At 36.4% G+C, this 13223-nt stretch carries 15 protein-coding genes; 8 read left to right on the top strand and 7 right to left on the bottom strand.

All coding sequences use genetic code 11. The features are described from left to right. Positions 1-10: 10 nt before the first annotated feature. The 6 genes from rpmJ (at position 11) to rplQ (ending at position 3151) form a co-directional block, all read left to right on the top strand. Entirely contained in the window at positions 11-124 is a 114-nt protein-coding gene (gene rpmJ, locus J3U35_RS00595) for a 50S ribosomal protein L36 (RefSeq protein ID WP_025314403.1), read from the top strand. Between the two features lie 170 nt (positions 125-294). Then, the gene (gene rpsM, locus J3U35_RS00590) at positions 295-651 is read left to right on the top strand and encodes a 30S ribosomal protein S13 (protein ID WP_065558590.1); all 357 of its coding nucleotides are present in this window, start codon (positions 295-297) and stop codon (positions 649-651) included. Between the two features lie 15 nt (positions 652-666). Next, positions 667-1056 carry a 30S ribosomal protein S11 gene (rpsK, locus tag J3U35_RS00585; RefSeq protein WP_034948028.1) on the top strand — a complete coding sequence of 130 codons (390 nt, stop codon included), beginning with the start codon at positions 667-669 and terminating at the stop codon, positions 1054-1056. A gap of 43 nt (positions 1057-1099) precedes the next feature. After that, positions 1100-1720, top strand: coding sequence for a 30S ribosomal protein S4 (gene rpsD / locus J3U35_RS00580; protein ID WP_065558591.1), 621 nt, complete (start codon positions 1100-1102; stop codon positions 1718-1720). 25 nt (positions 1721-1745) lie between these two features. Then, positions 1746-2735 (top strand): DNA-directed RNA polymerase subunit alpha, encoded by a 990-nt coding sequence (locus J3U35_RS00575; protein ID WP_065558592.1) that lies wholly within the window; start codon positions 1746-1748, stop codon positions 2733-2735. Positions 2736-2764: 29 nt separating this feature from the next. Further along, the gene (rplQ, locus tag J3U35_RS00570; protein WP_065558593.1) at positions 2765-3151 is read left to right on the top strand and encodes a 50S ribosomal protein L17; all 387 of its coding nucleotides are present in this window, start codon (positions 2765-2767) and stop codon (positions 3149-3151) included. A 382-nt stretch (positions 3152-3533) separates the two neighbouring features. On the opposite strand, the gene J3U35_RS00565 is transcribed toward rplQ, so the two are convergent. The 4 genes from J3U35_RS00565 to fabI all read right to left on the bottom strand — a co-directional run bounded on the left by J3U35_RS00565 (position 3534) and on the right by fabI (position 6339). Further along, positions 3534-3737: a SlyX family protein gene (locus tag J3U35_RS00565; RefSeq protein WP_267350314.1), complete on the bottom strand. Its 204-nt coding sequence runs from the start codon at positions 3735-3737 to the stop codon at positions 3534-3536. 58 nt (positions 3738-3795) lie between these two features. Then, positions 3796-4464 (bottom strand): RadC family protein, encoded by a 669-nt coding sequence (radC, locus tag J3U35_RS00560; RefSeq protein WP_267350315.1) that lies wholly within the window; start codon positions 4462-4464, stop codon positions 3796-3798. 165 nt (positions 4465-4629) lie between these two features. Beyond that, on the bottom strand, positions 4630-5199 hold the full coding sequence (gene slyD, locus J3U35_RS00555; protein WP_267350317.1) for a peptidylprolyl isomerase: 570 nt from the start codon (positions 5197-5199) through the stop codon (positions 4630-4632). Positions 5200-5550: 351 nt separating this feature from the next. Beyond that, positions 5551-6339 (bottom strand): enoyl-ACP reductase FabI, encoded by a 789-nt coding sequence (gene fabI, locus J3U35_RS00550; protein WP_065558597.1) that lies wholly within the window; start codon positions 6337-6339, stop codon positions 5551-5553. A gap of 194 nt (positions 6340-6533) precedes the next feature. Between fabI and tehB the strand changes: the two genes are divergently transcribed. After that, positions 6534-7394, top strand: coding sequence for an SAM-dependent methyltransferase TehB (tehB, locus tag J3U35_RS00545; protein WP_267358894.1), 861 nt, complete (start codon positions 6534-6536; stop codon positions 7392-7394). Between the two features lie 43 nt (positions 7395-7437). Here tehB and fmt read toward each other — a convergent pair whose 3' ends face one another. Beyond that, positions 7438-8400 (bottom strand): methionyl-tRNA formyltransferase, encoded by a 963-nt coding sequence (fmt, locus tag J3U35_RS00540; RefSeq protein ID WP_267358892.1) that lies wholly within the window; start codon positions 8398-8400, stop codon positions 7438-7440. 114 nt (positions 8401-8514) lie between these two features. Then, positions 8515-10356, bottom strand: a complete 1842-nt coding sequence (locus J3U35_RS00535; protein WP_363317349.1) for an SLC13 family permease — start codon at positions 10354-10356, stop codon at positions 8515-8517. A gap of 287 nt (positions 10357-10643) precedes the next feature. Between J3U35_RS00535 and J3U35_RS00530 the strand changes: the two genes are divergently transcribed. Then, positions 10644-12365 (top strand): thiamine pyrophosphate-dependent enzyme, encoded by a 1722-nt coding sequence (locus J3U35_RS00530; RefSeq protein ID WP_220216351.1) that lies wholly within the window; start codon positions 10644-10646, stop codon positions 12363-12365. Between the two features lie 94 nt (positions 12366-12459). Here J3U35_RS00530 and J3U35_RS00525 read toward each other — a convergent pair whose 3' ends face one another. Next, positions 12460-12954, bottom strand: a complete 495-nt coding sequence (locus tag J3U35_RS00525; RefSeq protein WP_411596785.1) for a gluconokinase, GntK/IdnK-type — start codon at positions 12952-12954, stop codon at positions 12460-12462. Positions 12955-13223 lie beyond the last annotated feature (269 nt).

Genomic DNA, 13223 nt, shown 5'->3' with positions numbered 1-13223 from the left:
GGAGAAAAAAATGAAAGTTCGTGCTTCAGTCAAGAAATTATGCAGAAATTGTAAAATCATTAAACGCAATGGCATCGTTCGTGTTATTTGTGTTGAAGGTAAACATAAGCAACGTCAAGGTTAATTTATTTAGCCTAAAAGTTGAACTTTTGCATATTTTACTTGCCAAAGTATAGTAAAGCTGGCTAGAATAGCCAGCCTAAATTTTATTTGCAGACTTACTGTTTGAGTATCCTGAAAACGGGCTTTTCAGTATGGTGAGTTTGTTAAACATTAACAATAAAGGAGTGCATAGTGGCCCGTATAGCAGGCATTAACATTCCTGATCAGCAACATGCTGTAATTGCGTTACAAGCAATTTATGGTATCGGTAATACTCGCGCTAAGACAATTTGTGCTGAAGCAGGTATTCCTGAACATGTTAAGATCAGAGAACTATCTGAAGATCAGATTGAGAAGTTACGTGAACAAGTCGCTAAATTTACTGTTGAAGGTGATTTACGTCGTGAAGTAACTATGAGTATCAAGCGTTTATTAGACCTTGGTTGTTATCGTGGCATCCGTCATCGTCGTGGACTTCCAGTTCGTGGTCAACGCACTAAGACTAACGCTCGTACCCGCAAGGGACCGCGTAAGCCAATCAAGAAATAATTGAGGTGATAATAAATGGCAAAGACACCTGTTCGTACACGTAAACGTGTAAAAAAACAAGTTTCTGATGGTGTAGCTCATATTCATGCATCATTTAACAATACAATCGTAACTATTACCGATCGTCAAGGTAATGCGTTGGGTTGGGCAACCGCTGGTGGTTCTGGTTTCCGTGGCTCTCGTAAGTCCACTCCGTTTGCTGCTCAAGTAGCTGCTGAACGTTGTGCAGAAGCCGTAAAAGATTACGGAATTAAGAATCTGGAAGTTATGGTAAAAGGACCTGGTCCTGGTCGTGAGTCAACAATTCGTGCATTAAATGCAGCGGGTTATCGCATCACTAATATTACTGATGTTACTCCGATTCCTCATAACGGTTGTCGTCCACCAAAGAAACGTCGTGTTTAATGTTTATTAAACATTGAATGTTTAGGATTATTGGAGAAATAAAATGGCAAGATATTTGGGACCAAAGCTCAAATTAAGTCGTCGTGAAGGTACTGATTTATTCCTTAAATCTGGTGTTCGAGCGGTTGACAGTAAATGTAAGTTAGAACAAGCTCCTGGACAACATGGTGCGCGTAAACCGCGTTTATCAGATTATGGTGTTCAGTTACGCGAAAAACAAAAAGTTAGACGTATTTATGGAATTTTAGAACGTCAATTCCGTAATTACTACAAAAATGCAGCACGTATTAAAGGTAATACAGGTGAAAACCTATTAGGTCTTTTAGAACGTCGCTTAGATAACGTTGTTTATCGTATGGGATTTGGTGCAACTCGCGCTGAAGCTCGTCAATTAGTTAGTCATAAAGCTGTTCTTGTTAATGGTCATGTTGTGAACATTGCATCTTATCAAGTTTCGCCTGAAGATGTGATCAGCGTTCGCGAAAAATCAAAAAAACAAGCACGTATTAAAGCTGCTTTAGAGTTAGCTGAGCAACGTGAAAAACCTACATGGTTAGAAGTTGATGCTAGCAAAATGGAAGGTGTATTTAAACGCTTACCAGAACGTTCAGATTTATCTGCTGACATCAACGAACATTTGATCGTCGAACTTTACTCTAAGTAAAGTTTAGCACTTAAGAGAGGACATAATGCAGGGTTCTGTAACAGAGTTTTTAAAACCTCACCTAGTTGATGTTGTTCAATACACTCAAACTCATGCGAAAGTGACTTTAGAGCCACTTGAGCGTGGTTTTGGTCATACTTTAGGTAATGCACTACGCCGCATTTTATTATCATCAATGCCTGGATATGCAGTAACCGAAGTTGAAATTGACGGTGTTCTGCATGAGTACAGTACTAAAGAAGGCGTTCAAGAAGATGTACTTGATATTTTGCTTAATTTGAAAAAATTAGCAGTACGTGTACATACCAAAGATGATGTTATGCTGACTTTAAACAAATCAGGCATTGGTGCGGTAACTGCATCTGATATCACTCATGATGGTGATGTTGAAATTGTTAATCCTGATTTAGTGATTTGTCATCTTACTGATGCAAATGCTTCAATTAGTATGCGTATTCGTGTACAACGAGGACGTGGTTATGTCCCTGCTTCTGCTCGCGTTAAGTCAGAAGATGAAGAGCGACCAATTGGTCGTTTATTAGTTGATGCATGTTATAGTCCTGTCGAGCGTATCGCTTATTCTGTCGATGCAGCTCGTGTGGAACAACGCACCGATTTAGATAAACTGGTTATTGATATGGAAACTAATGGTACTATCGATCCAGAAGAAGCTATTCGTCGTGCGTCAACTATTTTGGCTGAACAACTTGAAGCTTTCGTTGATTTACGTGATGTACGTCAACCTGAAGTTAAAGAAGATAAACCGGAATTTGATCCGATTCTTCTACGTCCAGTAGATGATCTCGAATTAACTGTTCGGTCTGCTAATTGCTTAAAAGCAGAAGCAGTTCATTATATTGGTGATTTAGTACAACGTACAGAAGTTGAGCTACTTAAAACCCCTAATCTTGGTAAGAAATCACTTACTGAAATTAAGGATGTGCTCGCATCTCGTGGTTTGTCTTTAGGCATGCGTCTTGAGAACTGGCCACCAGCAAGTATTGTTGAAGACTAAAATAAAATTTATATAAGAAGGATAAAGTTATGCGCCATCGTAAAAGTGGTCGTCAACTGAACCGAAATAGCAGCCATCGTCAAGCAATGTTTCGTAACATGACTAGTTCACTTGTTGAACATGAAATCATCAAAACTACATTGCCTAAAGCAAAAGAGTTGCGTCGTGTTGTTGAACCGTTAATTACGCTAGCCAAAAGCGATAGCGTAGCTAATCGCCGTTTGGCTTTTGCTCGTATCCGTGATAAAGATACAGTGAAAAAATTATTTTCAGATCTAGGTCCACGTTTTGCTACCCGTCCAGGTGGTTATGTACGTATTTTGAAATGTGGTTTCCGTGACGGAGATAATGCTCCAATGGCTTATATTGAATTAGTTGATCGCCCTGCAGTAGAAGCAGAAGCAACAGCTGAATAAGATTTTAAATCATTGTATACAAAAGCCGGCTATACGCCGGTTTTTTATTGATGATATCTATCACAGATCCTTTAACTTTGGTTTCCTTATCCTTAAGTTCATCGTATCTAAATCTACTATATTCCTATTCTTTAATTGATTAAAAATTAAGCTTATGTTGTTTTTAATAAACATATGGCATGAAAATCTATTGAGAGGGATTAGTTTAATTGAAATTTCAATGTTAATTTATTTTTAAGTAGATTTAGATATCGATGTTTTTATAACTCTTCTGGATATTTCTAATGTTAATTTAAGAGCATCTAATAAATAAGTATTAATAGTTTTTTAAAAATAGGCTACATTATTATTTCATCATTGAGATATCTGACTATAAACATAATTAATAGTGTGGTGGTGGGGTTTCCTCAGATAAATTAGCAATATTCGATGTTTGAGTGGCTTGTAGTTTTTGTGATAATAACATTAATTGCTCTTTTAGTTTACTAACATCGGCTTGAAGGTTGGTTACTGCTTGGTTTAATTCTTCAATGGTGATTTCTTGAAACGCAACTTTGGTTTCTAATAATTCAATTTGTTGTCTCATATTATTTTCACAATTAGACTTTTTAAATATTGACCTCTATTGTAAGTAAAAATAACAATTAAATCCATCCACGTTCAGCAAATGAGACATATTCACCTTTACCAATTACAATATGATCAATAATACGGATATCGATTAATTCACAAACTTGATCCAACTTGCGCGTTAAATTCCGATCTGCTTGGCTTGGTTCTGCTAAACCAGAAGGGTGATTGTGGGCTAAAATTAAAGAGGCAGCATTATATTGTAATGCTTTTCTGGCTACTTCTCTGGGATGAACTTCTACACAGTTATAAGTACCAATAAACATTTCTTCAGATGTAATGACGTGATTTTGATTGTCCAGAAAAATAACCATGAAGATTTCACGATCTTTGTTAGCTAAGCGACTAGCTAAATAATGGTGAGTTAACGAAGGTGAAGTGAGATAATTTTCATTTGTCATTTTTACTTTCAAATATCGGTGCGATAATTCAACGACAGCTTTGAGCTGAGTATATTTAACGGTACCTAATCCATGTTTTTTACAAAACTGCTCATGAGTAGCGTTCATTAAATGATAAAATGAGCCAAATTCATTTAATAAATTTTGAGCTAGTTCTAAAACAGGTAATTTTCGTGTACCTGTCCGTAAAAATAGCGCAAGCAGTTCTGCATCACTTAGCATTTCAACACCAAATTGTAAAAGTTTTTCTCTCGGCATCAGTTTTGGACATGAAGGATGCATAGTATTTGTATTCCACTCATAAAAAAACTAATTATTCTTAGAAAATTGGCTTAAAAGAATTGAAAATTGAGAAAACTGTGAACTGTTTCTCAAAAAAATGAATAATATTTCACATGATGACAAAAAAGCGCTATCAAGCGCTTTTTTGTAAATTAATATGATGACTTAATGGCAACCGCAGCTTCCATGACCGCCACCACAACAACCACTATCTTCTTCATCTTCATGATCGTGTCCGCCACAGCCACAACCACCATGCCCATGTTCGTGACCATGTTCACTATGGATATGTCCATGCGCAATTTCTTCTTCTGTTGCTTCACGAATAGCTAATACTTCAACATTAAATTTTAAATCTTGTCCCGCTAACATGTGATTTCCGTCAATTGTCACAGTATCCCCATCAATTGCGGTAATTTCAACGGGTAAAGCGCCATGGTCGGTATCTGCAAAAAAGCGCATGCCAACTTCAAGTTCATCAACCCCGACAAATACATCACGTGGCACATTTTGCACCAGTGCATCATTAAAATCACCGTAAGCATTGATAAGTTCAACATCAAATTTATCACCAACTTGATGGCCTTCTAGTGCATTTTCAAGCTCTTGTAATAAATTACCCGCACCTTGTAAATATTCTAGAGGTGCAACAGTTGTTGCTTCGTCAACCAAAACCCCGTCTTTAGTGCGAACTTGGTATGCCAAACTGACTACTGTATTTTTTGCTATTTTCATTTTTTCTCCAACAAACTTGTATTGAGCAAACATCTTAAGATTTTAACGGAAAATGAAGGATAAGTATTCATAATTTTTATTTTTGACTAAAACTGACCAATGAAATGATAAAAGATCATGAAATGAATAATGATTAACATCGTGTTAGTGTTAACACGATAAAAACAGTCGATAAAGAATTCTTACAAGAAAGGTGTGGAACTTACGATATATCTGAATAGATTCAAAAATTAAAGGATGAAATCAAATGAATGTATGGACTGCCCTTTTTAATCCTAAAAAATTAGAAAATAGACGAATAAAAAAGGCATCAATATTGATGCCCTTTTTTTATTTTTTAAATAATACCCATTATTTAAGTTCTAACTCGTTCATTGCAGCAATGCTAAATCCACCGTCAACATGCACAACTTCACCCGTAATACCCGATGCTAAGTTTGAACATAAAAATGCCGCAGAATTACCCACGTCTTCAATTGTAACTGTACGACGAATTGGCGTAACCGATTCACAATGTGATAGCATTTTTTTGAAATCTTTAATGCCTGATGCAGCAAGAGTACGAATTGGACCTGCAGAGATAGCATTCACACGAATTCCTTCTGGACCCATAGCATTTGCCATATAACGTACGTTTGCTTCTAAAGATGCTTTAGCAAGACCCATTACATTATAGTTAGGGATCGCTCGTTCAGCACCTAGATAAGAAAGGGTCACTAACGCTGAATTTGGATTCAACATCGAACGACATGCTTTAGCCATTGCAACAAAGCTATAAGAACTAATGTCGTGAGCGATAGCAAAACCTTCACGCGTGACGGCATTAACATAGTCACCATCTAATTGATCGCCAGGCGCAAAAGCAATAGCATGGACAAAACCGTCAAATTTATCCCATGTTTTTGCCAGTTCTGTAAATAGGTTAGTAATACTATCATCGTGAGCAACATCACAAGGTAACACGATTTTAGAACCAAAGTCAGCCGCAAATTCTTCAACGCGTGCTTTTAATTTATCACTTTGATAAGTGAATGCTAATTCTGCACCCTCACGATGCATTGCTTGTGCAATACCATAAGCAATAGAACGATTACTTGCAACACCGGTAACGAGTATGCGTTTACCTGTTAAAAATCCCATAAAGTTTTCCTCTATTATTTTACTATACAGTCTAGGATGATGAAGATTATATGTTGATAAAGTCAACTTCGCTACTATAAATTTACTTTTAATGATTTTGTTTTGGTTGCTGAGTTACCAACAAAACGTTGTTTATCTCATCAATAATTGACTATAATAGTCAACTATTAATTTAGTTAACTCGTGATAAAATTTTGAAAAACCTAATTTGTTATAAAACATTACCTGTTTGGAATGCTAAATCATTACCTCAATCATTTTGTGAAAAACATAATACGCAAGTTGGCACTTGGGCTAAGCTCAATATCCTAGTGGGCAGTATCGATTTTGAGATATTAACTGAACAAGGGGAAATCATATCGCAACATCATTATGATGTTTCTCACCAGCCACCCTTTATTTTGCCTCAGCAATGGCATCGTATCGCTCAGGTATCTGAAAATTTACAATGCCAACTATCATTTTACTGTTTACCAGAAGACTATACTTTTAAAAAGTATCAAATGACCAAAACACATTCTGAAGTGCTAGCGGCAAGCAAAATTATCCCGTTAGGAAAGGTATTGGATTTAGGCTGTGGTTCGGGACGCAATTCGCTCTATTTACAGCTACTTGGTTTTGATGTGAATGCAGTTGATAAATCCGAATTAAGTATTGGTAATTTAAATCAAATCATCAATGATGAAAACCTAAAGCACATTAATGCAAAAGTATATGATATCAATCAAGCAAATTTAGAGGGTGAGTATGATTTTGTTCTTTCAACGGTTGTCATGATGTTTTTACAACCTGAAAAAATCCCTAAAATTATTGATAATATGCAAAAATTGACTAAATCGGGTGGTTATAATCTTATTGTAAGCGCTATGTCTACTTCTGATTATCCTTGTTCTGTGGGTTTTTCATTTACGTTTAAAGAAAATGAATTGCGGGAATATTATCAGGATTGGGAAATACTGAAATATAACGAAAATGTTGGAGAATTACATAAAACCGATAGTCATGGTAATCGAATTAAATTGAGATTTGCGACTTTGCTGGCTAAAAAAAGATAATCATTACAGGATGATTCATCCTGTAATTTTTTACATTGATTAATTAGTTGGTACTTAGTTTTTCACCAACAACAAACCAAGCTTTGCGAGAGTTTAATAAATCTTGAGCTGACATCGGTTTTTTTCCGGCAGGTTGTAGCAGTGTCATATTTAATGCACCATCGCTTGTTGCAATGCATATCCCTTTTTTGTCTGCTTGTAAAATAGTACCGACTGGTTGATTGTGGTGAGTGGATACCACTTCTGCTTGCCATACTTTCACTGGTTCGCCATTAACTTCAAAATAACTAACAGGCCAAGGATTAAAGGCGCGAACACAACGTTCAAGTTGCTGTGCCGATAAATTCCAATCAAGTTTAGCTTCTTGTTTAGATAATTTTTCAGCGTAAGTGACCTGTGATGGATCCTGTTTTTCAGGTTGGATTTTCCCTTCAGCAATGAGTGTTAAAGTATCAAGTAGTCCTTGTGGACCTAATTGCGCCAGTTTGTTATATAACGTTGTACTTGTATCAGAAGGTTCAATTGGACAGGTGAGTTTATATAACATATCACCCGTATCAAGCCCAGCATCCATTTGCATAATTGTGATACCGGTTAAAGTATCTCCAGCCCAACAAGCGCGTTGAATAGGAGCTGCGCCTCGCCATCTTGGTAATAATGAACCATGCACATTTAAACAACCTAGTTTAGGCATATCAAGCACAGCTTGCGGTAAAATAAGACCATATGCCACCACAATCATAATGTCGGCATTTAGCTCCGCAATGATTTTTTGATTTTCTTCCGTTTTGAGTGTTGCCGGTTGATAAACAGGAAGATGATTTTCAATTGCTAATTGTTTAACCGGACTTGCGGTTAATTTATTACCACGTCCGGCAGGGCGATCGGGCTGAGTAAAAACCGCAATGACATTATGTTTAGCATCAATTAATGCTTTTAAATGGGTTGCGGCAAAGTCAGGAGTACCAGCAAAAATAATATTTAATGGCTTGGCTGTTTGTGGCATATGTCTATAATCCATCATCAAAAACTCGGATAATTATAACTTAATTTTCATTAAGAATCTTTAATCAAAAAGAATCGATATGTCAGTTTTATCAAACTGATGATGAATTAATAATTAAAAAGGGAAAAATATTGGTACTAATGCAATATTTACCGCCATAACAAGAAACGTTAAAGGTACACCGACTTTTACAAAGTCACTAAAGCTGTAACCACCTGGCGCAACGACCATAGTTTTTACCGGCGAAGAGACCGGCGTGATAAAGGAAGCAGAGGTCGCAATAGCCACAGTCATTGCAAACGGATAAGGTGAATAACCAAATTTTATTGCCAGATCAATTGCTATAGGGGCTATTAGTATTGCTGTAGCCGTATTAGAAATAAAGAGACCAACAGTTGAACATAATAAGAAAATGAAGGTCAGCACCATATACGGACTGAAAGAACGTAAATGAATTTCTAACCATGCCGATATGAGCGAAATGCCGCCGGTTTTATTCAGTGCTAAAGCAAACGGCATCATACCGATGATCAAAATGAGTGTTGGCCAGTGTATCGATTTATAAGCACTATTCATGTCGATGCAGCGTGTTGCTCCCATTAAAAGACAAGCTATTAGGGCAGCTACGACATTAGGAACAAGCCCTGTTACCATCAATATAATCATAATGGCCAAATTAATTAATGCTGCAAATGCTTGAGAACTTGCCGGTGCGACATCATCAATATCCGACGGATAATCTAAAACAACAAAATCATTGGTACGAGTTTGTAATTTTTGAATCGATCCCCAATCCCCACATACCAGTAAAGTATCACTCATTTCTAAACGTTCTTGGAATAAGTTATTGGTATCAACAGGGGCATGATTACGCCAAATTCCAATTACGGTTAAAAAGTATTTTTCTCTAAAATCGATTTCATTGAGTGTTTTGCCACAAAGTGACGATTCAGGTAATAGCGCCACTTCTGCCATGCCAACTTCTTTCACTTGTTCCGAAAAATATTCACCTCGTAAAACTTTAGGTTCAAGATTATTGGTCGATAAAAATGTTCGATAATCGGCTTCGGAGTGGGACATATCTAATAATAAAATATCGTTTTCCCGAAATTCTGTTGCCCCATTAACGGGGATTAACACTTTTTGAAATTTTCGCCAACGTTCAATACCAATAACATTGACACCGTGTTCACTTCGTAAATGTAGACCATCAATCGTACGACCAACAAAAGGCGAGCCTGGTAATATTTGTGCACGATGAGCTCGACCAATTAATTTATAGTCTCTGATTAAATCTGTGATTTTTCTTCTTTGTGGCTGGGTATTTGTCGGAGAAACTTGTTGAGCTGTTAATAACCAATTGCGCGTTAATATACAATAAATGACGCCAACAACAAGCACGCCTAACCCAATAGGGGTGATAGAGAAAAAACCGAATTCGGTTAAATTTGCTCGATTTAACTCACTATTAACCACCAGATTAGGTGCGGTTGCAACCAATGTCATCATGCCACTAATTAAAGCGGCAATACACAGTGGCATCATTAATTTTTTAACATGAATACCTGTATGATTGGCAATACTGATGGCAACAGGAATAAAGATAGCGACAACGCCTGTGGAACTCATTATTGAACCCAGTAACGCCACACCGAGCATAATACAGGTAATAATTCGAACATCATTTTTTCCGGATACCTTAAGAATATATTCGCTCATTTTGAACGAAATGCCAGTACGGACTAAACTTTCACCAATGATAAACAATAATGCAATTAAAATGATATTAGGATCGCTAAACCCCGAAAACGCTTCAGCAGGCGTTAAAATACCCGTGACTGAAATAGCTGTAATGGTTAGCAATGCAATAATATCCATTCTTAATTTGCTGAATGAAAACATTAAAATTGCAATCAATAGCAATAAACAAACAGTAATAAGCGGATAATATTCGATAAAGTAATGAGGCAAAAATGCAGTTAAAGAGGTTAATAAATTTTGCCCGGATGACAAATTTTCCACAAAAAGTCACTCTATGAGAACGATTGGATTTTAACCATAATACCTTGATTTATTGTAATAGGGAATATTTTCCAAAAAAGTTTATTCTCAAAAAAATTAACGAACATTACATTTTTAACATTTTTTGCTTTTTTTTTCATAACCTATTCGCTTTATTAAAACTTAGGTGTAATTTAGTTAACTTAGATTATTTAATCTGTTAATTGTGTCTAGGAGACAGTATGTCATTAAAAAAATCAGTTGCACAAATTATTATCGAAGTCTTAGAGGAAGCTGGTGTTAAACACTGTTATGGTATTGTGGGTGATACACTCAATTACATTACCAGTGCCATTAAAAAAAGTGACATTGAGTGGGTGCATGTTCGACACGAAGAAGTCGGAGCTTTTGCAGCAGGAGCCGAGGCTTATCTGACTAATCAGCTAACTGCATGTGCAGGTTCTTGTGGGCCGGGAAGCTTACATTTTATCAATGGTATTTATGAAGCTCAGCGCAATAAAGCACCTGTTATTCTCTTAGCCAGTCAACTGGTTACCTCACAACAGGGAACAGATTTTCCGCAAGAAGTTGATTTTGAATCTGTTTATAAAAATTGTTCTGTCTTTTGTCGTCAAATTAACGATCCTACTCAAGCAAGACAGATTACGACGGCTGCCGTTCAAGCTGCAATAAATCAACGTGGCGTTGCTGTTCTGGTTATTCCTTATAATATTAGTTTAGAAAAAGTGGAAGATAAAAGTGGGCATAAAATTTATCATCCTAATCCGATCATTCGCCCATCAGATACAGAGCTTGCCCAAATTGCAGAAATCTTAAATAAAAATCAAAAAGTGGCTATTTTTGCCGGACAAGGCGCAAATGGCGCTCATGATGAATTAATCGCACTTGCCGAAAAATTGAAATCGCCCATTGTGCATACATCAAGAGGTAAGGATTTTGTTGAATACAATAACCCTTACAATGTCGGTATGACGGGTATGTTTGGCGTTGAATCAGGATTAACCGCCATTAAAGAGTGTGATGTGCTGCTAATGTTAGGCGCTGATTTTGCATGGTCTCAATTTTACCCAAATGATGCCACCATTATTCAAGTTGATATCGATGCAACTCACCTTGGTCGACGTCATCCAGTGAGTGTAGGTGTTGTCGGAAGTAGTCAACCTACTTTGGCGGCTTTAATCCCTTTAGTTGAAGAAAAACAAGATGCTGCATTTTTAGAAAAATGCCGCCAATTATATATGAAAGCAATGGATAAATTGAACAAAAAAGCCATGCCTTCAAAATCAACGATTCATCCGCAATATTTAACGGAATTAGTTGATAAATATGCTAATGATGATGCTGTTCTATGTGCTGATGTGGGTTCAGCAATGGTTTGGGCTTGTCGACACTTTAATACTAATGGAAAAAGACGCACGGTCATCAGTTTAAAACATGGCACCATGGCTAATGCTATGCCACAAGCTTTAGGCGTACAAAAAGCATTTCCTAACCGACAAGTGATAACGCTATCGGGTGATGGTGGCATTAGTATGCTATTAGGGGACTTACTGACGACTATTCAAGAACAGTTACCGATAAAAATTATTGTATTAAATAACAGCTCTCTCAACTTTGTCGAATTAGAGCAAAAAGTAGAAGGAATTGTGGATCATTACACCGATTTACACAATCCTGACTTTGCTAAAGTGGCTAGTGCAATGGGACTGTTTTCGATCAGAGTAGAAGATTCAGATTTACTTGAAGCAGCGATGCAATCATTTTTAGCACATTCTGGACCTGCCTTATTAGATGTCAAAACAAGTGCTAATGAGCTGGTTATGCCACCGGAAATTCAAGCGTCTCAAGTGATGGGAATGGCGCTATATAGCGTCAAAGCATCATTGAGTGGCAAAATGGGGGATGTTGTAAATTTATTAGTGGATAATTTTATTAAAAAATAATGTTAAATTATCTCGATTATTCTGCCGATACCATCGGCAGAATAGTTGATGATACATTACCAACTGATTAACAATCATTGCTTTGAGTGATTGTTTAGCTGTTACAGATTTTCTGTATGATACATTCGGTATCATTGACTACATCGGCTAAAGGTTGTTCGATATTAACGGTATAAACATCGTTTTCATCTTGTGATGGTTCTTCTAAAGTATCAAATTGGGATTGTAACATTCCCGTTTTTTGATAATGACCTTGACGTTCAGCTAAACGGTTTTCAATGACCTCAAACCCACCTTTTAAATAAATAAAATGAATATTTTTATTTTCGCCTCGAATAATATCTCGGTATTGTTTTTTTAACGCTGAGCAGATAATAATTGAAATAGGATTAACATTGCTCATGGCAAATACTGCATCACTAATTAAACGAAGCCACGGCATTCTATCTTCATCATCTAGAGGCATACCACTGCGCATTTTTAAAATATTGGCTTTAGGATGTAAAAAATCACCATCTAAAAAAGCGGCATCAAGATCATAAGCCACATGTTTGGCAACAGCTGATTTACCGCTTCCTGATACCCCCATTAATACAAATACCTGTTGAGTTTTTTGTGACACAAAGACCTCTTACCTTTCCGTTTTTTATCAATAATATTCTGAGTATTTTAATGATATTTTCAATATCGAGAACGCGCTTTTGTGATGAAGATCATGAACTATATTATGCCCAATCATAAATTTATCACAATCAATTTCAAATTTTACTTAAAAAATAGATTTCGATCACAAAAATAATAATTGTCATTTGCTTTTAATTTCGAAAGAAAATAATCTTTCATTATAACTTTTGATTT

It is taken from the genome of Gilliamella sp. B2717 (assembly GCF_026536675.1).
Taxonomy (GTDB): Bacteria; Pseudomonadota; Gammaproteobacteria; order Enterobacterales; family Orbaceae; genus Gilliamella; species Gilliamella apicola_I.
The sequence above is the reverse complement of the archived record's forward strand: the minus strand, read 5'-3'. Positions and strand labels throughout refer to the sequence as shown.